This window comes from Streptomyces sp. So13.3, from assembly GCF_005860785.2.
GTDB classification, from domain to species: domain Bacteria; phylum Actinomycetota; class Actinomycetes; order Streptomycetales; family Streptomycetaceae; genus Actinacidiphila; species Actinacidiphila fildesensis.
This window is the reverse complement of record NZ_CP048835.1, coordinates 3,192,066-3,214,666: the sequence shown is the minus strand read 5'-3', so window position 1 is coordinate 3,214,666 and position 22,601 is coordinate 3,192,066. Positions and strand designations below refer to the sequence as shown.

The window sequence follows — 22,601 nt, the reverse complement described above, 5'->3', positions numbered from 1 at the left end:
GACGCTTCCATGGCGCCTGGTGCGACAGCACCCGGCGATGCCGTCGTCAGCCCAGGGACAGGACGACCAGAACCGCCGTCGCCGCCGTTTCGGCCAGGGCGCCGAAGACGTCGCCCGTGATGCCGCCGAAGCGGGTGCGGCAGTGGCGGAGGAGGAGTTCGGCCGTGATGAGGGCGAGGAGGGCGGCCAGGGCGAAGTGGAGGGCGGGGGAGAGGCCGAAGAGGGCGCCGGCCGCCGCCGCGACCACGAGGGTGCCGGCCGCGGTGAGGGCCGCGATGCGGAGCGGGACCGCTCCGGCCACGGCGGCGCCCAGGCCGTCGGGGCGGGCCGGGGGCACGCCGTCGCGGCAGGCCAGGGTCATGGCGGTACGGGCCACCACGGCGGAGACGGCGGCCGCGGCGGCGCCGTGGGACCAGCTGTCGGCGTAGAGGGCGGCGAGGCAGGCGACCTGGGCGAGGAGGACGAAGAGCAGCGTCAGGACGCCGAAGGGCCCGATGTCCGACTGCTTCATGATCCGCAGGGCGTCCTCGGCGGGCTTGGCGCTGCCGAGCCCGTCGGCGGTGTCGGCCAGGCCGTCCAGGTGCAGACCGCGGGTCAGGGCGGCGGGCACGGCCGCGGTGGCGACGGCGGCGAGCAGCGGGGACGCGTCCAGGAGCAGCAGCAGTCCGCCGACCGCGGCGGCACACAGGCCCACCACCGCCCCGACGACCGGCGCGCACAGCATCCCGCCGCGCGCGGCGGACCGGTCCCAGCGGGTGACGGTCACCGGCAGCGCGGTGAGGGTGCCGAAGGCGAAGCGGAGCGCGTCCGCGACGGAGGCGGCGGGCGCGGGTCCGGCCTTCGAGGGCTCGGCGGAGTCGGTCACCGCGTGAGGCTACCCCGGGCGGCTAACCCGAGGGCTGCCGCGGTGACTCCCGATGGAGCTCCGCCTCCCGGCGCCGCCGGAGGTGGCCCTCCAGGGCGCACAGCAGCAGCGTCGCCACGATCGCCGTCAGATGCTCGAAGCCCGCGAGGTTCACGATGAAGACGACCTCGACGAGCATCGCGAGGATCAGCGCGCCCCCCGTCCACCAGGCGCGGTAGCGGCAGGCCACGTACACCCCGAGGGCGACGACCGCCGCCGACGGGCCGGTGTCGCGCACGACGAGGGTGGAGACCGGGAGCCCGAGGAAGCCGTCGGGGCCGACCGCGAGCGAGTAGCGGGCGAACGACGTGCCGGCGAGCGTCGCGAGGAGCCCGATGCCGAGGGTGTGCCGCCTGCCGACCGTCATCTCGGCGATGCCGAACATGAAGACGACCTGGGCGATCAGCCCCCACACCGGCAGCGACGGGTCGGGGACGAAGAGCGAGAGGGGCGTGCGCAGCAGCGCCTTCCACCACGGGAGCGTCGCGTAGACGCCGCCGAGCCGGTTGACCCACTCCGTGCCGGTGCTCCCGGAGTGCTGGATCACCTGAAGGGTCAGGATGGACAGGCACGCGGAGAGGGTCAGTGGGATCGCGCGGAGCTTCTTCGTCCGCAGCTCGAACCACACATCTCGGGAGATTCCGCCCCATTCGACGTATGCGAAGTCGCGAAGGCGCTTGTTGAAGGGGCTCACCTGGCAGCGGTCCGCTCTCGGTCGCGTCTGCGCAGCGGGGACGGCAGCCGCGGCGCTTCGAGGAAGCCCTCGGCCCGGGCACTGGCGATTCCGATCCGCGGCAGCTCGCTGCTCTTGCCGAACAGCAGATACCGCGGCTCCCAGATGGGCCGGTACTTGGCGTTGGCCCGGTACAGCGACTCGATCTGCCACCAGCGCGAGAAGAACGTCAGCAGGGAGCGCCAGAACCGCAGCACCGGCCCGGCGCCCAGCCTCGAGCCGCGTTCGAACACCGAGCGGAACATCGCGAAGTTCAGCGAGATCTGCCGCACGCCCACCTCGTCGGCGCGCTGGATCAGCTCGATGACCATGAACTCGATCAGCCCGTTCTCGGAGTCGCGGTCGCGGCGCATCAGATCCAGCGACAGCCCCTGCGGACCCCACGGGACAAAGCTCAGCAGCGCGCGCGGCACACCCTCGCCGTCGTGGCACTCGACCATGACGCAGCGCCCGTCGGCGGGGTCGCCGAGCCGGCCGAGCGCCATCGAGAACCCGCGCTCCGTCTCCCCGTCGCGCCAGGCGTCGGCGCGCTCCAGCATCGCGTCCATCTCGTCCGCGGGGATGTCGTCGTGCCGGCGCATCCGGACGGTGTAGCCGGTCCGCTTGACGCGGTTGTACGCCTGCCGCACGGTCCGCATGGCGCGGCCGTCCAGGGTGAACTCGGCGGTCTCGACGATCGCCTCGTCCCCGATCTCCAGGGCGTCCAGGCCGTGCCTGGCGTAGATCACGCCCGCTTCCTCGCTCGCGCCCATCACCGCGGGCACCCAGGCGTGCTCGCGGGCCTCGGCGAGCCAGGCGTCGATGGCGCCGGGCCACGCCTCGGGGTCGCCGATCGGATCCCCGGACGCCAGCGACACCTCCCCGACGACCCGGTACGCGATCGCGGACTTCTCGCTCGGCGACCAGATGACGCTCTTGTCGCGGCGCAGCGCGAAGTAGCCGAGCGAGTCCCGGTCGCCGTAGCGGTCCAGGAGCCCGCGCAGCTTGGCCTCGTCCTCCGGGCCGAGCAGTGCCCGGCCGCGCGGCGAGCGGAACGCCACGTACAGCACGAGCAGGAAGAGCAACGCACTCATGACGTTGATGACGACATCCACCCACCCGGGCGTTGAGATGTTCGCGTAATTGTCGTCATTCGGGTCGAGCGCGATCATGCGCATGATCGCGTAACGGAAGCTGGCGCCGAAGTCCGAGCCGTGTTCGCTGTTGGTCGCGGTGACCAGCAGCGCGCTGATCAGCGAGCCCACGATGAGGCCGCCGACGGCGGTCAGGATCGCGTGCTTCGGATTGGAGCGGTCGCCCTTGGCCCGGAACTCACGGCGGCCGACCAGCAGGGCGGCGACGAAGGAGCCGGTCAGGCCCAGGGTGATCCAGTTCTGGACGTGGCCCCGGTACTCGGCGAAGCCCATCGTCAGCGCCAGCACCAGCAGGAACAGCCCGCTCAGCACGAGATTGAGCACCCACGCGGCCCGTTTGCGGCGCCGCATGGTGATGGCGAAGAAGAGCGCGAACACACCCGTGGTGAAGCCCGCGGTCAGCAGATACGGGGTGAAGAGGTCCTCGATGTTGTGGCGCCGGATGTCGGCTCCGAAGGAGACCCACACCGCCCCGAGGAAGTTGAGGAAGGCGACAGCCCGCAGATACCAGACGGCGTAGGCGGCGGAGCGCTGCCCCCAGACATGCGGACGGCCCTCCCCGTCCTGCGGTGTGCGACCCGGTGTCGTGCTGCCCATTCCCATGGTTGTGGATCTTATGACGGAATGTCCGGATCCTCGTCGCAGGGGCGGTGGCCGGATCCGGCTACGCCCCGCGGAGCCCACCCCGGAGGGCGGGCGGAACGGCGCTCTACGGAGTGTCGGCCGCCTCGCGGGGCGGGTCCGCGGGCGGCTCCTCCGACGTGACGGCGACAGGTTCCGTGACGGGTTCCGGGGCCCGCTCCACCACCGGCTCGCCCGACACGTCCGGCAACTCCGCCGCCAGCGCCGCCGCGGCCTGCAGCAGCGGCAGCGCGAGCAGCGCGCCGGTGCCCTGGCCGAGCCGTACGCCGTGGTCGAGCAGCGGCTCGATGGAGAGCCGGTCCAGAGCCTTGGCCTGCCCCGGCTCACCACTCGCCTGGCCCGCCAGCCACCAGTCGGGAGCCCGGAACGCCACACGCTGCGCGACCAGCGCACAGGCCGCGGAGACGACACCGTCCAGCACGACGGGCAGCTTGCGCACGGCGGCCTGCAGCAGGAAGCCCGTCATCGCGGCGAGGTCCGCGCCACCGCTCGCGGCCAGCAGTTCGAGCTGGTCGCCCAGGACCGGCCGGGCCCGGCGCAGCCCGTCACGGATCGCCGCGCACTTGCGCATCCACGCCAGGTCGTCGATCCCGGAGCCGCGGCCGGTCACCACAGAGGCGTCCGTACCGCACAGCGCCGCCACGAGAATGCCGGCGGCCGTGGTGCCACCGACGCTGATGTCACCGAGCAGTACGAGGTCGGTACCGGAGTCGGCCTCCTCGTCGGCGATGGCCATGCCCGCGCGGAACGCCAGTTCGGCCTCCTCGACGGTGAGCGCGTCCTCCACGTCCACCCGCCCCGAGCCGCGGCGCACCCGGTGCGCGGTGACCTCGGCCGGCAGCTCCGCCGGATCGCAGTCCAGGCCCATGTCGATCACGCGGACCTGCGCCCCGAACTGACGCGCCAGCACATTCACCGGCGCCCCACCGTCGAGCACCGCCCGGACCAGCGCCACGGCCGTACCGGCCTCATGCGCCGAGACGCGCAGGCTCGCGACCCCGTGGTCCCCGGCGAACAACAGCACCCGTGGCCGGGCGATCGGCCGCGCCGGAACCCGCCCCTGAGCGGCCGACAGCCACTCGGCCAGCTCCGCGGGCTTGCCGAGAGCCCCCGGAGGGCTCACCAGACGCTGCCACCGGTCTTGCGCGTCACGCCGCACACCGGCGTCGGGACGCTCCACCAGGGAGCCGAAGTCATCGAGATTCAGGCCGCTCATTCGCCGCACAGTACCGGCTGCGCCTCGGGCCAGGGAAGCGGGCGCCTGCCGCGGGCCGCAGGGGCCGCGCGGGCGCGGTTAACCTCCGGCCGTGGGGGTGCGGGCCGCAGGGTCGCCTGCGTTTGGCGCGGGATCGACCGGCGGCGGCCCGGAGTTCCCACCCCCAACCCGCACGTGGCGCGGGCCCGTCACCCAACCCCCACCGGGGCGTGAACGCGAAGGGCCGGCGCTACCCGCACGTGGCGCGGGCCTGTCACCCAACCCCCACCGGGGCGTGAACGCGAGGGGCCGGGATCGCAGGCAGGGGGGTCCGAAATGCTGCCGAGCTATTTGTGGGCCGCCAGGCCCGTAAATAGTCGATTTCGGACCCCCCTGCCGGAGAGCCCGGCCCCGACCAGGACACAGCCCCATCAGCCGCGCAGCGAAACCGCCTGACCCGCCACCACAAGAAGCACCTGCTCGGACTCTCCCGCAACAGCGGCGTTCAACCGCCCCAACTCGTCCCTGAACCGGCGCCCCGACGCCGTCCCCGGAACCACCCCCGAACCCACCTCATTGCTCACCGCGACCACCGTGCGCCGCGTCGCCCGCCACGCCGCCGTCAACTCGGCGACCCGGGCGTGCAGTTCGCGTTCGCCGCCCGACGACCACTGCTCGTCGTCCCAGGCGCCGACGGAGTCCATCGCGGACGTCAGCCACAGCGCCAGGCAGTCGATGAGCAGCGGCGCGCCGTCCACGGCGAGCAGCGGCACCAGGTCGCAGGTCTCCTGCGTCGCCCACGTACCGGGCCGGCGGTCGCGGTGCAGCGCGACGCGGCGCGCCCACTCCTGGTCGCCCTCGCGGGTGCCGCCGGTGGCCACGTACAGGACGTCGGAGAACGCGGCGAGCCGCCGTTCCGCCTCGGCGGACTTGCCGGAGCGGGCGCCACCGAGCACCAGCGTGCGGCGGGGCACGTCCGGTACGTCGTGGTAGTCGCCGGCGACCAGCGTGGTGCCGTCGGGGACGGCGCGCACGCCCAGCGCGGCGAGCCGGCGCCGCAGCTCGGCGCCGGGCGGCGCGCTGTGGTCGATGTGCACGGCGACGACGTCGGTGGTCGGGCCCACGGCGCCGGCGGCGCGCAGCCTGCCCAGCGCGTCGGGCCGGTCGACCGCGTCGAACAGCACCACGTTGTACGGTGCGGCGGCCTCCTGGACCCCGGCGGGGGCGCAGCCCGGTGGCAAATAGAGGGCCTTCATCCCGTCCGGCCCCTCGATCTCGTAGCCGGTGCCGGGCGCGTCCGTGGGGACGGCGCGTACCCGGTGCCCGGTCAGGAGCGTCAGCTCCTGACCGTCGGGGACGCGGCCCGGTGCCGGCAGGCCGACGGGGATCTCCACCGCGGGCCCGTCGTGCGGGTGGGACAGCAGTGCCTGCCGCACGCCGCCGAGGGAGTGCCCGGAACGGGCGGCGGCGAAGGCCAGCCCGGGGGTGAGGTCGAGCAGCAGCACGCCGTCCACGAGGACGGCGGTCGCGGCGCGCGGCCCGTCGCGGTCGCCGATGGCGTCCGCACAGGAGGCGCAGGGGCAGTCGGGCAGGGGCAGGCCCTCGGGGCCTCCGGTGCCGAGCAGTGTCAGTTCCACCCCCCGATCGTCTCGCGTCCGCGTACGGCGGGCTCGCCGGGTCCGCCATGCGGTTACCCTGCGGGACAGGCACACGACGGACAGCAGCAGCTGTGGACCGAGGACCGAGGAGAAATACATGGCGTGGACGTGGCGGTTCGAGAAGGCCGACGGCACCGAGGTTGCGCCCGCGGTGCAGCCGGAGGAGTTCACGACGCAGGGGGATGCGGAGTCCTGGATCGGTGAGCTCTGGAAGGACCTGGTGGAGGGCGGCGCGGACCAGGTCGTGCTCTTCGACGGGGAGACCAAGATCTACGGCCCGATGAGCCTGCACGGGAACGAGGAATAGCGGCGTAGCGCGCGGGGGGTTCGGTACCGGCCGCTTCGGGGTCGGGGCCGGGCTCTCCGGCGCGGGGGTCCGAAATCGACTATTTACGGTCCCCCAACCTTCGGCCGGGGGTGCCCCCAACTGCGATCCCGGCCCCTCGCGTCCAGGCCCCGGTGGGGAATGGGTGACGGGCCCGCGCCACGTGCGGATAGCGCCGGGGATCCGGGCACCGGCTGTGGCACGCCTGACGAGTCAGACCGACCCCAGCGTGACCTCCGCCGTCTTCGTGGCCCCGCCACGCTCGTACGTCACCTGGACCTTGTCGCCCGGCTTGTGGGCCGCCAGTGCCTCCGTCAGGGACTGCAGCGTCGAGATCCCGGTTGGGTCGATCTTGGTGATGACGTCGCCCGCCTTGAGTCCCGCCTTCGCGGCGGCTCCGCCGCCCGTTACCGAGACCACGGCGACGCCGGACGGCTGGAGGTCGTCGCCGACCACGGTGCGGGCGGTGATGCCGAGGGCGGCGCGGCCGGAGTCGGTGACGCGGCCGTCCTTGATGATCTGGCCGGCGATGTCGGTGACGGTCGCGGCCGGGATCGCGAAGCCGATGCCCGGCGCCGCTCCCGCGCCCATCTGGGGATCGGTGGCGGCCAGGGTCGGGATGCCGATGACCTCGTTGTCGAGGTTCACCAGGGCGCCGCCGCTGTTGCCGGGGTTGATCGCGGCCGAGGTCTGCACCATGTTCGCGATCGTGGCCCCGGTGCCGCCGTCGCTCTCACTGCCTTCGCCGACGGTCCGGCCGACGGCCGAAACACGCCCTAGGCGCGTACCCCGCACAGGTGCAGCAGTGCCGCCACGGCGCGGTACGGGTCCGTCCGCCCGGCCTGTTCCTCGGCGGCCAGCAGCGGTTCGAGATCCGCCGGTACCGGCGCGTCGTTCGGTGCGGCGTCGGTGAGGACCCGGACCCCGTACCAGGAGTGCACCGGGGTGCCCAGCCCGTTGAGGGTCGCGGTCACGGCCTCCCGGCGGTCGGCGCGCACGTCGAGGCCGATCCGGTTGGTGTACGTGTCGCTGCCGAAGGCGTCGAGCGCTGCTGGCCAGTCGCCGAGCAGCCCCGGCCGCATGGCCAGCGCGTCGGCGTTGCGTACGAGCAGCGACAGCAGACCGCCGGGCGCCAGCACCCGGGCCAGCGCGGCCAGCATCGGGTCGGGCTCGGGCATGTACATCAGCACGCCGTGGCAGAGCACGAGGTCGAAGCTGCCGGGGCCGAAGTGCCGGCCGGTCTCCCGGCCGTCGCCCGCGATCAGGGAGACCCGCTCGCGTATGCCCTCCGGTTCGACGGCCAGCGCGGTGCGCAGCGCGTCGAGCATCTCCGGGTCGGACTCCAGGCCGGTGACCTGGTGCCCCGCGCGGGCCAGCCGGAGCGCCTGGGTGCCCTGGCCGGGGCCGACGTCGAGCACCCGCAGCCGGCGGCCCACGGCGAAGCGCGCCGTTATCTGCTCGTCGAGCTGCCGAGCCACCAGTTCCTGGCGGACGACGTTGCGCAGCCCGCCGAGACCGCCCAGCCAGCCGGCCGCGCCGCCCTCGAACCCGGATCTGCCGGTGCTCAGAGCTTCACGCCGCGCTTGACCATCGGCTTCGGCAGCCGCAGCCGGCGCATCTGGAGCGTCCGCATCAGGGCGTACGCCACCGCACCGCGCAGGTTCTTGTCGGGGAAGCGGGTGCGCAGCTGCTTACGCAGCAGGATCGTCGTGATGACGGAGTCGACCAGGATCAGGACGATCACGACCATCCACAGCAGCAGCGAGAGGTTCCGCAGCTGAGTGTTCTGGATCATGCTCAGGACGAGGATGACCACCGCGAGCGGAAGGAAGAACTCCGCGACGCGGTAGCGCGAGTCGACATAGTCCCGGACGAACTTGCGCACCGGTCCCTTGTCTCGTGCGGGCAGGTAGCGCTCGTCGCCACCGGCCAGCGCTTCGCGCTGCTTGGCCATCTCGGCACGGCGCGCTTCGCGTGCCTGCTTGCCGGCGGCCTTGCGGTCGGTCGGCACGACGGCACGGGTGCGGCGCTGGCCCTGGGCCTCGTTGCGCTTGGGCGTGGGGCGACCCTTGGGAGCCTGCGGGTCGCGGGGCTGGTCCTCAAGCACCGTGGTGGTTGAGGCCTGCTCATCTGGGGAACGACGTCGGAACACGACTCCAGGTTACGTGCCCCGGGGCGGGAACCCCAGCCTTCACCTACTCCTTGGGCCTTAGGTCACCGAACCGTGATCGTCCCTAGGGAGGAGCGCATCCGTCGCCGAACAGTGCGGTAATGGAACCAGGGCCCGTACTGTGGGGTCTGTAGAGGTGCTGGAGCTGTAGTCCGAGAAGGGGGCGCGCGAGGCCCATGAGCGGTGTCATGAAGCGGATGGGATTGATTTTCCGCGCGAAGGCCAACAAGGCCCTGGACAGGGCCGAGGACCCGCGCGAGACGCTTGACTACTCGTACCAGAAGCAGCTGGAACTGCTGCAGAAGGTACGTCGGGGTGTGGCCGATGTCGCCACCTCGCGCAAGCGCCTGGAGCTGCAGCTGAACGAGCTGCAGAAGAAGTCGTCGACCTACGAGGACCAGGGCCGCAAGGCGCTGGCGCTGGGTCGTGAGGATCTGGCCCGTGAGGCGCTGTCGCGCCGGGCCGCGCTGCAGCAGCAGGTCACGGACCTGGAGACGCAGCACCAGACGTTGCAGGGCGAGGAGGAGAAGCTCACTCTCGCGTCGCAGCGGCTGCAGGCCAAGGTGGACGCCTTCCGCACCAAGAAGGAGACCATCAAGGCCACGTACACGGCCGCCCAGGCCCAGACCAAGATCGGCGAGGCGTTCTCCGGCATCTCCGAGGAGATGGGCGACGTCGGCATGGCGATCCAGCGCGCCGAGGACAAGACCGAGCAGCTGCGCGCGCGGGCCGGTGCCCTCGACGAGCTGATGGCGTCCGGCGCCCTGGACGACCAGAGCGGCCTGCAGAAGGACGACATCCAGGCCGAGCTGGACCGGCTGTCCGGTGGTACGGACGTCGAGCTGGAGCTGGCCCGGATGAAGGCCGAACTGGCCGGTGGCACTCCGCAGCAGGCCATCGAGGGCGGAAAGCAGCCCGAGGACAAGCCGCGGATGGACAAGCAGTAACGCAGGACAGCAGTGACGCAGGACAACCGCCGGGCCGTAGCCGAACCGACTAGGAGGCGCCGTCATGATCGTCAGGATCATGGGGGAGGGGCAGGTGAAGGTGGCCGACAGCCATCTCACCCGCCTCAACGTGCTGGACGACGAACTGCTCGCCCAGATCGAGAGCGGTGACGAGGAAGGCTTCCGCAAGACGCTGGGAGCCCTGCTCGACGCCGTACGGGAACTGGGCGAACCGCTGCCCGACGCCTCCCTGGAGCCGTCGGAGCTGATCCTGCCGTCTCCCGACGCCTCCCTCACGGAGGTCCGGGAGATGCTCGGCGACGACGGGCTCATCCCGAGCTGAGCCGCGCGATCGCACCTCGCACCTCGTACCGCTCATGAACGGGCGGGCCGGAACCCTCAGGGTTCCGGCCCGCCCGTTCAGCGTTACCGGGCCTTACGGCAGCGCCAGCATCTGCTCCAGGGCCAGCTTGGCGAACCGCTCGGTCTCCTCGTCCACCTGGATGCGGTTGACGAGCTTGCCGTCCGCCAGCGACTCCAGGGTCCACACCAGGTGCGGCAGGTCGATGCGGTTCATCGTCGAGCAGAAGCAGACGGTCTTGTCGAGGAAGACGATCTGCTTGTCCGGGTGCGCCTTGGCGAGCCGGCGGACCAGGTTCAGCTCGGTGCCGATCGCCCACGCGGAGCCGGCCGGGGCCGCGTCCAGCGCCTTGATGATGTACTCCGTCGAGCCGACGTAGTCGGCGGCGGAGACGACCTCGTGCTTGCACTCGGGGTGCACCAGCACATTGACCCCGGGGATCCGTGCGCGGACGTCCTCGACCGACTCGATCGAGAAGCGGCCGTGCACGGAGCAGTGGCCGCGCCACAGGATCATCTTGGCGTCGCGCAGCTGCTGGACGGTCAGGCCGCCGTTCGGCTTGTGCGGGTTGTAGAGGACGCAGTCGTCGAGCGACAGGCCCAGATCGCGTACCGCGGTGTTGCGCCCCAGGTGCTGGTCGGGAAGGAAGAGCACCTTCTCGCCCTGTGAGAACGCCCACTCCAGCGCGCGCTCGGCGTTCGAGGACGTGCAGATCGTGCCGCCGTGCCGGCCGGTGAAGGCCTTGATGTCGGCGGAGGAGTTCATGTAGGAGACGGGGACGGTGGCCTCGGCCACGCCCGCCTCGGTCAGCACGTCCCAGCACTCGGCGACCTGCTCGGCGGTGGCCATGTCGGCCATCGAGCAGCCGGCCGCCAGGTCCGGGAGGATCACGGCCTGCTTGCCGGACGTGAGGATGTCCGCGGACTCGGCCATGAAGTGCACACCGCAGAAGACGATGTACTCGGCCTCCGGGCGCGCGGCGGCGTCCCGCGCGAGTTTGAAGGAGTCACCGGTCACATCGGCGAACTCGATGACTTCGTCGCGCTGGTAGTGGTGGCCCAGGATGAAGACCTTGCTCCCGAGCTTCGCCTTGGCGGCGCGGGCGCGCTCGACCAGGTCGGGGTCGGACGCGGCCGGCAGGTCGCCGGGGCAGTCAACTCCGCGCTCGCTACGGGGATCGGACTCCCGCCCGAGCAGCAGCAGGGCGAGCGGCGTGGGCTGAACATCCAGCACATCCAGCGGTTCTGTGGTGGTCACGGGCCCGGAGCCCTTTCTGTGCAGCACAGCCTTTTCGTCTACCTGACGTTATCTATGATAGCCCGTTCGTGTCAGATTGACGATGGGGGTCGCGTCAATGTGACGCATTCCGTTCCCGGCCTCCGGTGTGCGAGCATTGTTGGCGGAAAGACGTATCGGACCCGGAATGAATCCGGGGGGTCATCGGTTACCAGTCGGTGGCAGCAGTCCGAACAACCCGGGAGTGAAGCAGATGACGGTTCAGGACGAGACCACCGCGAACGACGGACTTCTCCTGTCGGATTCCGCCGCGGCCAAGGTCAAGGGCTTGCTCGAGCAGGAAGGCCGCGAGGACCTGGCGCTGCGCGTCGCCGTTCAGCCCGGTGGCTGCTCCGGTCTGCGCTACCAGCTGTTCTTCGACGAGCGTTCGCTCGACGGCGATGTCGTGAAGGACTTCGACGGTGTGAAGGTCGTCACCGACCGCATGAGCGCCCCGTACCTGGGCGGCGCCTCCATCGACTTCGTGGACACGATCGAGAAGCAGGGCTTCACGATCGACAACCCGAACGCCACCGGCTCCTGCGCCTGCGGCGATTCGTTCCACTGATCGCACGCGAAGGCGGCGGCCACCCGAGAGGGTGACCGCCGCCTTCGTCGTTCCGCGGCCCGCTGGGAACCGGTCCGCCCGGAACCTGTCCGGCTACTTCCGCAGCGGCACGACGGTGCCGTCGTACAGGTCGACGACCTTGCGGTCACCGAGCGGCTTGGCCAGCTGCACGGTCCTGGTGGTGTCCTTCGCGATCATGATGCACATCCCCCGCACGGCCGGGTCGTGCATCCCCGTGATCCGCACGGTCACCGCCGCGTCGGACTCCTCGGCGGTCGCCGCGTAGGTAGAGCAGACACCGGCCCAGAAGTGCAGCTCCAGGACGTTGCCGCGCACGGTGTACGAGACGGCCTTCTGCTTCTTGGGCGCGTTCGGGTCGGCGGGCTGCCCGGGGTCGGCGGGCTGCGTCGGCGCGGTCGTACCCGGACCGCCCGGCTCACTCGGCAGTCCCGTGCCCGGCGCCGTCTGCTGGATGTAGCGCGCCTCCACGGCGGGCTGTGCCACCGTGTGCGCCTTCACCACTCCGGCCTGTGCCACGTCGAACAGCCAGGACGGCACCAGTGCCCGCGCGCCCGAGACGAACTGGGCCGACAGCCCGAACGTGACGCCGCGGACCTCCAGCTTCTGCTCGGCGGCCGGCACACACGGCATCGACTGCGGCAGCGTCTTGTCGTCGCTCGGTGCCGTCGGCGCCTTCGGGAGCGGTGCCGGGCAGGTGCCGCCGACCCCGTGGTCCGTGCCGCCGGCTCCGCCGGTCTCCAGCTGCTTCAGGGCCTGCGCCGCGTCGATCACCGGGTACTGGTCGCCCTTGTCGAGGGCCGCCAGCAGACCGTAGCCGCCGCTCAGCTGCCCGTCCGCGCCGATCCGCAGGGTGGTGCGCCAGCCATGCGTCGGCAGCCCGCCCACCACCGGGTCGGCGTTCACCATGCGCACCGCGCCGGCGGTCTCACTCGCGTCCACCGCGGCTCCGGTCAGTCCGAGAGCGGCCAGGGCGGGCGCCGCGGCCTGCTTCGCCCGGTCCTCGGAGACCGCGCCGTCACTCGTGCCGGCCAGCCCGGAGGACGACGTCGAGGTACCGCCCGCGCCGTCGGCCGAGGCGACCGGCGGGCCGGAGCAGACCGGGGAGTCGGGACCGCCGGCGCTGGGAGCACTCGGCACCCCCGGCTTCATCGGCGTGGTGCGGTAGCACTTGGCGATCGGGCCGAGCCGGGAGTACGACCAGTTGCCCTCGCCCGACCGGTTGACCTGCAGGAACGGCCCGCTGCCGTCCGGGGTGCCGCCCGCCCGCCAGAAATCGTGGTCGAGCTTGACGGGGCCGGGCACATCCAGCGCCTTCGCCAGCTTCTCGACGGCCGCCTGCGTCACGTCCCCGTGCGGCCGGTAGACCGGTGCCGCCTTCGGACCGGCCGGCAGCGGCTTCGTGACCTGGTACTGCGCCCCGGCGGGGGCCGCCGCGCCGCTGTCCGTGCCGGCTGCCACCCCGGTCCTGGCGCCGTCCAGCGCCAGTGGCGCGGGTGCCTTGCTCTCGCTCTTGTCGGGGGCGCTGCTGCCCGCGTTCGCCGTCGCCCAGTAGGCCCCGCCGCCGCCAGCCACCAGGACCGCCGCGGCCATCGCGGCGACGGCCAGTGGTGACCTGAGGCGGCGGCGGGGGACGGGATGCTCCATCGTGTCGTCGTTGCGTTCGGTGCTCACCGTGCTGCTCCCTCGGCTCCGTACCGTCAGATGCAGCTGTGACGGAGCCGGAGCCCGCGCGGTTCCCACCGCGCGGTTCCGCGACCGGCCGGGATCAGGCGCCGTACTCCGCCATACCGTCCACGACGTGCGCGGACGCGAGCGGCACGGTGATTCCGTGCAGGCTCGACGGAGCGGCCACCGGTGGGGCCGCATGGGCGGGAACCGTCCAGTGCGGCGCCATCCGACGGCAGTCGCCGAGCAGTTCGGCGAGCGATTCGGAGCGGGATTCAGGTTCGACGACGGGGGGCAGTGGGGACGAAGTAGAAGCCATGTCTTCGACCCTAGGCACTTGATCAGGTAGGGGTAAGCCCTACTATCGGGTAGTTTCTCCGTGTCCGGTGGCCGGTTCCCGGTCGCGGCGGCGCACCCCATACGATGGCTGTGCCTTTTCCGTGTTGCCCAGGGCCTCCTTCCGGCCCTTGCCGACCTTCGCCGCCGCCCCCGCAGGAGCATTCAGTCGTGCGTATCGCTGTCACCGGATCCATCGCCACCGATCACCTGATGACCTTCCCCGGCCGCTTCGCCGACCAGCTGGTCGCGGACCAGCTGCACACGGTCTCGCTCTCCTTCCTCGTCGACAACCTCGATGTCCGGCGCGGCGGAGTCGCTCCGAACATCTGCTTCGGCATGGGCGTGCTCGGCCTCCGGCCGGTCCTCGTGGGCGCGGCGGGCTCCGACTTCGCCGAGTACCGCGCCTGGCTGGACCGGCACGGCGTCGACACCGCGTCCGTCCGCATCTCCGAGGTGCTGCACACCGCGCGCTTCGTCTGCACCACGGACACCGACCACAACCAGATCGCGTCCTTCTACACCGGCGCGATGAGCGAGGCCCGGCAGATCGAGCTGCAGCCGATCGCCGACCGGGTGGGCGGCCTGGACCTGGTCCTCATCGGCGCGGACGACCCCGAGGCGATGATCCGGCACACCCAGGAGTGCCGCAGCCGTGGCATCCCGTTCGCGGCCGACCCCTCGCAGCAGCTCGCCCGCATGGACGGCGAGGACATCCGCCTCCTCGTGGACGGCGCCACGTACCTCTTCACCAATGAGTACGAGAAGGCGCTCATCGAGTCGAAGACGGGCTGGACCGGCGAAGAGATCCTCGCCAAGGTCGGCACCCGCATCACCACCCTCGGCGCGCAGGGCGTCCGCATCGAGCGGGTCGGCCAGCCGGTGATCGAGGTCGGCTGCGCCGAGGAAGAGGCGAAGGTCGACCCGACCGGCGTCGGCGACGCGTTCCGCGCCGGCTTCCTGGCGGGCCTGGACTGGAACCTGTCGCTGGAGCGCTCCGCCCAGCTCGGCTGCATGCTGGCGACCCTCGTCATCGAGACGCTCGGCACCCAGGAGTACGAGCTGCGCCGCGGCCACTTCATGGACCGCTTCACCAAGGCCTACGGCCACGAGGCCGCCGCCGAGGTCAAGACCCACCTGGCCTGACCCTTTCGTTCCCTCGATCGCCGGCCGGGCTGATTCCTTCAGCCCGGCCTGGGGGTACCTCCCGGACGGAGTCCGGGGGAGCTCGAGGCCATCTTTTTCACGTTCTGCGCCGCACCAGGTACGCCGTACCCCGCTTTGCCGCGCGCTCGCCGACGTACTCCTGGTCCCGCATCTGGCACCACGCGGGGATGTCCAGCCGCGCCGCCTCGTCGTCGGACAGCACGGAGATCACCGCGCCCACCGGCACATCGCCGATGACCTTGGCGAGCTCGATGACCGGGACCGGGCAGCGCTTGCCGAGCGAGTCGACCGTCAGAGCGGGCTTGTCGGGGGCACCGGCGACCTCGGCCGACGGGGCGGAGGTGTCCGCGGCGGGGGAGGCCGGGGCGCCGAGCTGGTCGCGGACCGAGCGGACGACCTCCGGCAGCACGCCGAGGAACCGCTCGACGTCCTCCGCAGGAGTGCCCGGCGGCAGTGACACCCGGACGTTGCCCTCCGACAGGACGCCCATCGCGCGCAGCACATGGCTCGGGGTCAGGGTGCTGGAGGTGCAGGACGAGCCGGAGGAGACCGAGAAGCCCGCGCGGTCGAGCCCGCCGAGCAGCGCTTCCCCGTCGACGTAGAGGCAGGAGAACGTCACGAGGTGCGGGAGCCGCAGCGTGGGATGGCCGACGACCTCCACATCGGGGACGAGTACCGGCACCCGGGAGCGGATCCGGCCGACCAGCTCCGACAGCCGCGCCCCTTCGGCCGCGGCCTCCTCCCGCACGGCGCGCAGCGACGCCGCCGCGGCCACGATGGCCGGCAGGTTCTCGAAGCCGGGGGAGCGTCCCGACTCCCGTTCGTCCGTGGGGCCCTGAGCGGCGAAGCGCACGCCCTTGCGGACCGCGAGCAGCCCGACCCCGGGCGGCCCGCCCCATTTGTGGGCGCTGGCGGTGAGCAGCGACCAGCCGCCATCCACCGGCCCCCAGGCCAGCGACTGCGCCGCGTCCACCAGCAGCGGCACCCCCGCCTCCCGGCAGAGCTCGGCGGCCTCGGCGACCGGCTGGACCGTGCCCACCTCGTGATTGGCGGACTGCAGGCAGGCCAGTGCCGTGTCCGGCCGCAGCGCGGCGGCGAACGCGGCGGCGTCCACCCGCCCCGTACGGTCCACCCCGACCTCGGTGGCCTCGTACGCCTCGGCCGCATGGAGCACCGACGAGTGCTCGACGGCCGACACCACGAGGTGACGCCCCGTCCGCCGCCGTCCCGCCATGGCTCCTGACACGCCCGTGTGAACGGCACGGGTTCCCGAAGGAGTGAAAACCAGTTCGTCGGGACGGCAGCCCACCGCTTCGGCGGCCGCCTCGCGGGAGGCGTCCAACAGCAGCCGGGCGCGCCGCCCCTCGCGGTACAGGCGGGCCGGATCCGCCCACCCCTCGTCCAGCGCGGCTACCAGCGCCTGGCGGGCGACGGGGTGCAGGGGAGCGGCCGAAGCCGCATCGAAGTAGGACACGCCCGGCACGCTACGCCTGTCGCCCGGCGGGCCGTCAGGCGGCATGCGGAGCATGCCGGTCCATCCCTTCGGGAAGTGCCCCGGCGCGTTGGACCCCCTCCCCGCGCGACCCCAAATAGCGTCCAGTAGGGTTTGGTCCGCATAAACATCCACACCTACCTGCCCGCGCCAGGGCCGACCGACCAGCTGACGGCCGGGCACCCGGACGCGTGGGCGAGACTCTCGGGAAGGCGCTACGTGAGTCCCAACGGCTCCGACCGCTCGTCGCGGCGCCCGGTGCGGCGGAAGCTGCCGCAGGCGCTGGCCGCGGCGCTGGTCCTTGTGACCGCTACCGGTTGTGAATACCCCCGCCTTGGCATGCCCAGCCCCGCTACGGAACAAGCCCCCCGGATCCTGGCGCTCTGGCAGGGCTCCTGGGCCGCCGCGCTGGCGACCGGTGTACTTGTCTGGGGTTTGATCATCTGGAGTGTGATCTTCCACCGGCGAAGCCGGACGAAGGTCGAGGTTCCTCCGCAGACCCGGTACAACATGCCCATCGAGGCGCTGTACACCGTGGTCCCGATCATCATCATCGCGGTGTTCTTCTACTTCACCGCGCGTGACGAATCCAAGCTTCTGGCGACCTCAGAAAAGCCGGACCACGTGGTGAACGTGGTCGGCATGCAGTGGAGCTGGGCCTTCAACTACGTCGAGGACGTGGACGGCAACAAGTCGTCCCCTGCGGTGGCTCCCAAGGAGCTCGAGCAGATCCCCGTCGACAAGCTGAAGTTCCCGGTGGGTGCCGAGGGCGTCTACGACTTCGGCACTCCCGCCACGAAGAACCAGGACACCGGTAACCCCGGTCCGACGCTCTGGCTGCCGAAGGGCGAGACGGTGCGGTTCGTCCTCACCTCGCGCGACGTCATCCACTCGTTCTGGGTGGTGCCGTTCCTCATGAAGATGGACGTCATCCCGGGCCACACCAACGTCTTCGAGGTGACCCCGAGCAAGGAGGGCACCTTCCTGGGCAAGTGCGCGGAACTGTGCGGCATGGACCACTCCCGGATGCTCTTCAACGTGAAGGTCGTCTCCCCGGAGCAGTACCAGCAGCACCTGCAGGATCTGGCGAAGAAGGGCCAGACCGGATACCTCCCGGCGGGCATTGCCACCACGGGCAACGCCAAGAATGCGGAGCCCAAGACCACATGAGCATTCTCAACGAACCCCATCAGGGCGCGGCCGCCATCGGCGAGTCGTACGAGGACGAGTTGCCGGTGAAGCGGGCACAGCCCGGCGCCGTGGTCATCAAGTGGCTCACCACCACCGACCACAAGACGATCGGGACGATGTACCTGATCACCTCGTTCTTCTTCTTCATCCTCGGCGGGATCATGGCGCTGCTCATGCGCGCCGAACTGGCCCGCCCGGGCACCCAGATCATGTCGAACGAGCAGTTCAACCAGGCGTTCACGATGCACGGCACCGTGATGCTGCTGATGTTCGCGACGCCGCTCTTCGCGGGCTTCGCGAACTGGATCATGCCGCTGCAGATCGGCGCGCCCGACGTGGCGTTCCCGCGGCTGAACATGTTCGCCTACTGGCTCTACCTGTTCGGCTCGCTGATCGCGGTGGCCGGCTTCCTGACGCCGGCGGGCGCGGCCGACTTCGGCTGGTTCGCGTACTCCCCGCTGTCGGACGCGGTCCGGTCCCCGGGCGTCGGCGCCGACATGTGGATCATGGGTCTGGCCTTCTCCGGTTTCGGCACGATCCTCGGTTCGGTCAACTTCATCACCACGATCATCTGCATGCGCGCACCCGGCATGACGATGTTCCGCATGCCGATCTTCGTCTGGAACGTCCTGCTGACCGGTGTACTGGTCCTGCTGGCCTTCCCGGTGCTCGCCGCCGCGCTGTTCGCCCTGGAGGCCGACCGGAAGTTCGGGGCGCACGTCTTCGATGCCGCCAACGGCGGGGCGTTGCTTTGGCAACACCTGTTCTGGTTCTTCGGGCATCCAGAGGTGTACATCATCGCGTTGCCGTTCTTCGGCATCATCAGCGAAGTGATCCCGGTGTTCAGCCGCAAGCCGATGTTCGGCTACGTCGGCCTGATCGGCGCGACGATCTCCATCGCCGGCCTGTCGGTCACCGTCTGGGCGCACCACATGTACGTCACCGGCGGTGTGCTGCTGCCGTTCTTCTCGTTCATGACGTTCCTCATCGCGGTCCCGACCGGGGTGAAGTTCTTCAACTGGATCGGCACGATGTGGAAGGGGTCACTGAGTTTCGAGACCCCGATGCTGTGGGCCGTCGGCTTCCTGATCACCTTCGCGTTCGGTGGTCTGACCGGTGTGATCCTGGCGGCGCCGCCGCTGGACTTCCACGTCTCGGACTCGTACTTCGTGGTGGCGCACTTCCACTACGTGATCTTCGGGACCGTGGTCTTCGCGATGTTCTCCGGCTTCCACTTCTGGTGGCCGAAGTTCACCGGCAAGATGCTGGACGAGCGGCTCGGCAAGATCACCTTCTGGACGCTGTTCTTCGGCTTCCACGGCACGTTCCTGATCCAGCACTGGCTGGGTGTCGAGGGCATGCCGCGCCGTTACGCGGACTACCTGGCGGCCGACGGGTTCACCACGCTGAACACCATCTCGACCATCAGTTCGTTCCTGCTCGGCCTGTCGATGCTGCCGTTCTTCTACAACGTGTGGAAGACCGCCAAGTACGGCAAGAAGGTCGAGGTCGACGACCCGTGGGGCTACGGCCGTTCCCTCGAATGGGCGACCTCCTGCCCGCCGCCGCGGCACAATTTCCTCACGCTGCCGCGTATCCGGTCCGAGTCGCCGGCGTTCGACCTGCACCACCCGGAGATCTCCGCGATGGAGCTCGAGCAGAACCTCGACCCTGAGCGCGGCGCCCTCGTCGCCGGTGGCGAGGAGCACGAGGAGAAGGGGAAGCAGCTGTGAGGGTCCAAGGCAAGATGTTCCTCGGCCTGGCGGTCTTCATCCTCGCCTCGGCCATCGTCTACGGCTACTGGTCCAAGGAGCCCGCCGGCACCACGGCGCTGTTCCTTGCCTTCGGCCTCAGCGTGATGATCGGGTTCTACCTGGCCTTCACCGCCCGCCGGGCGGACACCGGAGCCCAGGACAACGAGAACGCGGACGTCGCGGACGACGCCGGCGAGGTGGGCTTCTTCAGCCCGCACAGCTGGCAGCCGCTCTCGCTCGCCATCGGCGGTGCGCTGGCGTTCCTCGGTGTGATCTTCGGCTGGTGGCTGCTGTACTTCTCCGCCCCGATGCTCCTCATCGGCCTGTACGGCTGGGTGTTCGAGTACTACCGCGGTGAGAACCAGACACAGTAGGACCGGCGGGTGACCGCCGCGACACATCACGGGCTGGGCCCGGACACCGCACGGTGTCCGGGCCCAGCCCGTTCGCATGCGCTCAACGCGCCGATCCGGGCGAATCTTCATACCTTGTGACCATGAGTCACTTCTCGACACGCCGGACGGCGATGCGATACGCGCTTCTCGTAGCCCCTCTCGCGGTGGGGCTGACCTCATGCGGCGGTGACGGCGGGGATCCGCTGGCCGCCTCTCCCTACGACGCGGCGGGCGAGGTCTCCTACAGTCTCGCCGACGGCGGCAAGGTGGACCCGAACAAGCCCCTGGAGATCACCGCCAAGGACGACGGCCGGATCACCGACGTCACGGCCACGGACGCCGCAGGACGCTACGTCAGGGGCGAACTCTCCCCGGACGGCATACGTTGGCACAGCACCGCCCCGCTGGCCGCAGGAGCCCACTACACGGTCCGGGTGAGCACCGAGGACAGCGCCGGGCGTCCCGGCCGGGAGACCGTCGGATTCGACACGAAGGCCTCCGACAGCCTGCTCCGGGTCACCTTCGGCCCCGACACCGGCACCTACGGCGTCGGACAGCCCGTCACCGCCATGCTGACCGTGCCCGTCAAGGACCCCGCGGCACGCGCCAAGGTCGAGCAGAACCTGCAGGTCACCGCCAGTCCGGAGGCCGCCGTCGGCTCCTGGTACTGGGTGGACGACCGCACGCTGCACTACCGGCCTGAGACCTTCTGGCCCGCCCACGCGAAGATCGAGGTCCGCAGCACCCTGGACGGTGTCCGCGTCACGGACAGCCTCCACGGCGGAGCCTCCAAGCCGCTGACGCTCACGACCGGTGACCGGGTCGAGGCGATAACGGACGCGGGCTCCCACGAGATGACGTTCAAGCGCAACGGCAGCGTCGTCCGCACCATACCCGTGACCACCGGCAAGCCCGGGTTCTCCACCCGCAACGGCGTCAAGGTCGTCCTGGGCAAGGAGAGCTTCGTCCGGATGCAGAGCGAGAGCATCGGCATAGCCGCCGGCAGCTCGGAGGGGTACGACCTTCCCGTCTACTGGGCCACCCGGGTGACCTGGAGCGGCGAGTACGTGCACGCCGCGCCCTGGTCGGAGGGCTCACAGGGGGTCGACAACGTCAGCCACGGCTGCACCGGGATGAGCACCGAGAACGCGCACTGGTTCTTCGACCAGGTGCGCATGGGCGACGTCGTCCAGGTCGTCAACAGCGCGGGCTCGACGATGACTCCGTTCGACAACGGCTTCGGCGACTGGAACCTGAACTGGTCCGAGTGGAAGAAGGGCAGCGCGCTGGGCAGCCCGGGCAAGGCGGCGGCGGTGCAGAACACCGCCGCCCCCGCCCGGCTCCGTCCCGAGGTCTGACCGGTCCGGCTACGCCGGTGCGGTCACCGCGAGGCGCTTGCGCAACAGCCCGGCCAGGGCCTGCGCGAGCGCCACCGGGTCGACGGGGTGCGTCACCGCCGCCTCGGCCCGGCTCCAGGTGGCCAGCCACGCGTCCTGCGGCCGGCCGATCAGCACCAGCACCGGCGGCGCCTGGAAGATCTCGTCCTTCACCTGCCGGCACACGCCCATGCCCCCCGCGGGAGCCGCCTCACCGTCGAAGACGCAGGCGTCGATGCCGCCCCGTTCCAACTCCGTGAGGACGGCCGGCAGTGTCGCGCACTCCAGGAATTCGACCGGCGGCAGGTCGGGCGCCGGCCTGCGCCCGACGGCGAGCCGGACCTGCTCCCGGGTGTTCGCGTCGTCGCTGTAGACCAGCACCGTGGCAGTCGCCCGCATCGTGCCTCCTGATCGTCGAGGAATCGTCGTCGAGTCCGTCGTCAAGTGGCTCGGATGCTACTCCCGTGAACAGCTCCGCGAGGAGCCTTCGGCCCAGGACAAGATCCGTCCGATGCTCCGTCATCCCTCCTTCGAGGGACGGCTTCGGTAGGCCACGCGGGTCTCCTGCGGGGCCGGACACACCGAATGGCACCCCCCGGAGTGAGCGCGAGATAAGGGACCGACATAATGTCGGACGTGGCGACAGCAACAGCAGTAGATACCGGGCACGCGCACCCGTCGGTCAACCGGCCGAACCTCACCAGCGTCGGAACCATCATCTGGCTGAGTTCCGAGCTGATGTTCTTCGCGGCCCTCTTCGCGATGTACTTCACCCTTCGCTCGGTGACGGGTGCCGAGTTCTGGAAGGAACACGCGTCGGCGTTGAACGTTCCGTTCTCGGCGACGAACACGACGATCCTCGTGCTCTCCTCCCTCACCTGCCAGCTCGGCGTGTTCGCCGCCGAGCGCGGCGACGTGAAGAAGCTCCGCGCGTGGTTCATGCTCACGTTCGTGATGGGCGCGATCTTCATCGGTGGCCAGATCTTCGAGTACACCGAACTGGTCAAGAACGACGGCCTCTCGCTGTCGTCCGACCCGTACGGATCGGTGTTCTACCTCACGACCGGCTTCCACGGGATGCACGTGACAGGTGGTCTGATCGCGTTCCTGCTGGTTCTCGGCAGAACGTACGCGGCCAAGAGGTTCACTCACGAGCAGGCCACGGCGGCCATCGTCGTGTCTTACTACTGGCACTTCGTCGATGTCGTCTGGATCGGCCTCTTTGCCACGATCTACCTGATCAAGTAACCGGCGGGCCGGCCACGGGCCGGAACGACGTTCAGACAGACACAG

At 70.6% G+C, this 22,601-nt stretch carries 22 protein-coding genes and 1 pseudogene; 10 read left to right on the top strand and 13 right to left on the bottom strand.

What is annotated here, in order from left to right; all coding sequences use genetic code 11:
* Window positions 1–46: 46 nt before the first annotated feature.
* The 5 genes from C8250_RS14600 to C8250_RS14580 all read right to left on the bottom strand — a co-directional run bounded on the left by C8250_RS14600 (window position 47) and on the right by C8250_RS14580 (window position 6,244).
* Window positions 47–865, bottom strand: coding sequence for an adenosylcobinamide-GDP ribazoletransferase (locus C8250_RS14600; RefSeq protein WP_138353711.1), 819 nt, complete (start codon window positions 863–865; stop codon window positions 47–49).
* Between the two features lie 22 nt (window positions 866–887).
* Window positions 888–1,598 (bottom strand): hypothetical protein, encoded by a 711-nt coding sequence (locus tag C8250_RS14595; protein WP_164296214.1) that lies wholly within the window; start codon window positions 1,596–1,598, stop codon window positions 888–890.
* Window positions 1,595–3,367, bottom strand: a complete 1,773-nt coding sequence (locus C8250_RS14590) for a phosphatidylglycerol lysyltransferase domain-containing protein (protein WP_138353710.1) — start codon at window positions 3,365–3,367, stop codon at window positions 1,595–1,597. Before C8250_RS14590 ends, C8250_RS14595 begins: the two co-directional genes overlap by 4 nt.
* A 112-nt stretch (window positions 3,368–3,479) precedes the next feature.
* A complete protein-coding gene (cobT, locus tag C8250_RS14585; RefSeq protein ID WP_138353709.1) occupies window positions 3,480–4,628 on the bottom strand; it encodes a nicotinate-nucleotide--dimethylbenzimidazole phosphoribosyltransferase in 1,149 nt (382 codons plus the stop codon).
* Between the two features lie 410 nt (window positions 4,629–5,038).
* Window positions 5,039–6,244: a bifunctional adenosylcobinamide kinase/adenosylcobinamide-phosphate guanylyltransferase gene (locus C8250_RS14580; RefSeq protein WP_187144839.1), complete on the bottom strand. Its 1,206-nt coding sequence runs from the start codon at window positions 6,242–6,244 to the stop codon at window positions 5,039–5,041.
* 118 nt (window positions 6,245–6,362) lie between these two features.
* Here C8250_RS14580 and C8250_RS14575 point away from each other — a divergent pair, with 118 nt between their 5' ends.
* Window positions 6,363–6,572 (top strand): hypothetical protein, encoded by a 210-nt coding sequence (locus C8250_RS14575; protein WP_138356213.1) that lies wholly within the window; start codon window positions 6,363–6,365, stop codon window positions 6,570–6,572.
* Window positions 6,573–6,803: 231 nt separating this feature from the next.
* Here C8250_RS14575 and C8250_RS14570 read toward each other — a convergent pair.
* From C8250_RS14570 to C8250_RS14560, 3 genes and pseudogenes are all read right to left on the bottom strand, one after another.
* Window positions 6,804–7,361 (bottom strand): annotated as a pseudogene (locus tag C8250_RS14570) (PDZ domain-containing protein); the annotation flags it as partial.
* Between the two features lie 5 nt (window positions 7,362–7,366).
* The gene (locus tag C8250_RS14565; RefSeq protein WP_138356212.1) at window positions 7,367–8,068 is read right to left on the bottom strand and encodes a methyltransferase domain-containing protein; all 702 of its coding nucleotides are present in this window, start codon (window positions 8,066–8,068) and stop codon (window positions 7,367–7,369) included.
* An 86-nt stretch (window positions 8,069–8,154) separates the two neighbouring features.
* Window positions 8,155–8,742 (bottom strand): DUF3043 domain-containing protein, encoded by a 588-nt coding sequence (locus C8250_RS14560; protein WP_138356211.1) that lies wholly within the window; start codon window positions 8,740–8,742, stop codon window positions 8,155–8,157.
* Between the two features lie 194 nt (window positions 8,743–8,936).
* Here C8250_RS14560 and C8250_RS14555 point away from each other — a divergent pair, with 194 nt between their 5' ends.
* Window positions 8,937–9,707, top strand: a complete 771-nt coding sequence (locus C8250_RS14555) for a PspA/IM30 family protein (protein WP_138356210.1) — start codon at window positions 8,937–8,939, stop codon at window positions 9,705–9,707.
* A 64-nt stretch (window positions 9,708–9,771) separates the two neighbouring features.
* Window positions 9,772–10,050 (top strand): hypothetical protein, encoded by a 279-nt coding sequence (locus C8250_RS14550; RefSeq protein ID WP_138356209.1) that lies wholly within the window; start codon window positions 9,772–9,774, stop codon window positions 10,048–10,050.
* A gap of 93 nt (window positions 10,051–10,143) precedes the next feature.
* On the opposite strand, the gene nadA is transcribed toward C8250_RS14550, so the two are convergent.
* Window positions 10,144–11,325, bottom strand: coding sequence for a quinolinate synthase NadA (gene nadA, locus C8250_RS14545; RefSeq protein ID WP_138356208.1), 1,182 nt, complete (start codon window positions 11,323–11,325; stop codon window positions 10,144–10,146).
* A 232-nt stretch (window positions 11,326–11,557) separates the two neighbouring features.
* Between nadA and C8250_RS14540 the strand changes: the two genes are divergently transcribed.
* Window positions 11,558–11,911, top strand: coding sequence for an iron-sulfur cluster assembly accessory protein (locus C8250_RS14540; protein ID WP_138356207.1), 354 nt, complete (start codon window positions 11,558–11,560; stop codon window positions 11,909–11,911).
* A 93-nt stretch (window positions 11,912–12,004) separates the two neighbouring features.
* Here C8250_RS14540 and C8250_RS14535 read toward each other — a convergent pair whose 3' ends face one another.
* Both C8250_RS14535 and C8250_RS14530 read right to left on the bottom strand, forming a co-directional pair.
* Window positions 12,005–13,603, bottom strand: a complete 1,599-nt coding sequence (locus tag C8250_RS14535; RefSeq protein WP_198357147.1) for a hypothetical protein — start codon at window positions 13,601–13,603, stop codon at window positions 12,005–12,007.
* 94 nt (window positions 13,604–13,697) lie between these two features.
* A complete protein-coding gene (locus C8250_RS14530; protein ID WP_138356206.1) occupies window positions 13,698–13,916 on the bottom strand; it encodes a hypothetical protein in 219 nt (72 codons plus the stop codon).
* Window positions 13,917–14,104: 188 nt separating this feature from the next.
* Between C8250_RS14530 and C8250_RS14525 the strand changes: the two genes are divergently transcribed.
* Window positions 14,105–15,079, top strand: coding sequence for a carbohydrate kinase family protein (locus C8250_RS14525; RefSeq protein WP_138356205.1), 975 nt, complete (start codon window positions 14,105–14,107; stop codon window positions 15,077–15,079).
* Between the two features lie 97 nt (window positions 15,080–15,176).
* Here C8250_RS14525 and C8250_RS14520 read toward each other — a convergent pair whose 3' ends face one another.
* Window positions 15,177–16,574 (bottom strand): cysteine desulfurase/sulfurtransferase TusA family protein, encoded by a 1,398-nt coding sequence (locus C8250_RS14520; RefSeq protein WP_138356204.1) that lies wholly within the window; start codon window positions 16,572–16,574, stop codon window positions 15,177–15,179.
* 237 nt (window positions 16,575–16,811) lie between these two features.
* Between C8250_RS14520 and coxB the strand changes: the two genes are divergently transcribed.
* The 4 genes from coxB (at window position 16,812) to C8250_RS14500 (ending at window position 21,290) form a co-directional block, all read left to right on the top strand.
* Window positions 16,812–17,762, top strand: a complete 951-nt coding sequence (gene coxB, locus C8250_RS14515) for a cytochrome c oxidase subunit II (protein WP_138356203.1) — start codon at window positions 16,812–16,814, stop codon at window positions 17,760–17,762.
* Window positions 17,759–19,516, top strand: a complete 1,758-nt coding sequence (gene ctaD / locus C8250_RS14510; RefSeq protein WP_138356202.1) for a cytochrome c oxidase subunit I — start codon at window positions 17,759–17,761, stop codon at window positions 19,514–19,516. The genes coxB and ctaD overlap by 4 nt, the downstream gene beginning before the upstream one ends.
* The gene (locus tag C8250_RS14505; protein ID WP_138356201.1) at window positions 19,513–19,911 is read left to right on the top strand and encodes a cytochrome c oxidase subunit 4; all 399 of its coding nucleotides are present in this window, start codon (window positions 19,513–19,515) and stop codon (window positions 19,909–19,911) included. Before ctaD ends, C8250_RS14505 begins: the two co-directional genes overlap by 4 nt.
* Before the next feature lie 122 nt (window positions 19,912–20,033).
* Window positions 20,034–21,290, top strand: coding sequence for an Ig-like domain-containing protein (locus tag C8250_RS14500; protein WP_138356200.1), 1,257 nt, complete (start codon window positions 20,034–20,036; stop codon window positions 21,288–21,290).
* A 9-nt stretch (window positions 21,291–21,299) separates the two neighbouring features.
* On the opposite strand, the gene C8250_RS14495 is transcribed toward C8250_RS14500, so the two are convergent.
* A complete protein-coding gene (locus tag C8250_RS14495) occupies window positions 21,300–21,707 on the bottom strand; it encodes a hypothetical protein (protein ID WP_138356199.1) in 408 nt (135 codons plus the stop codon).
* 228 nt (window positions 21,708–21,935) lie between these two features.
* Here C8250_RS14495 and C8250_RS14490 point away from each other — a divergent pair, with 228 nt between their 5' ends.
* The gene (locus tag C8250_RS14490; protein WP_138356198.1) at window positions 21,936–22,556 is read left to right on the top strand and encodes a heme-copper oxidase subunit III; all 621 of its coding nucleotides are present in this window, start codon (window positions 21,936–21,938) and stop codon (window positions 22,554–22,556) included.
* The last annotated feature ends 45 nt before the right edge of the window (window positions 22,557–22,601 follow it).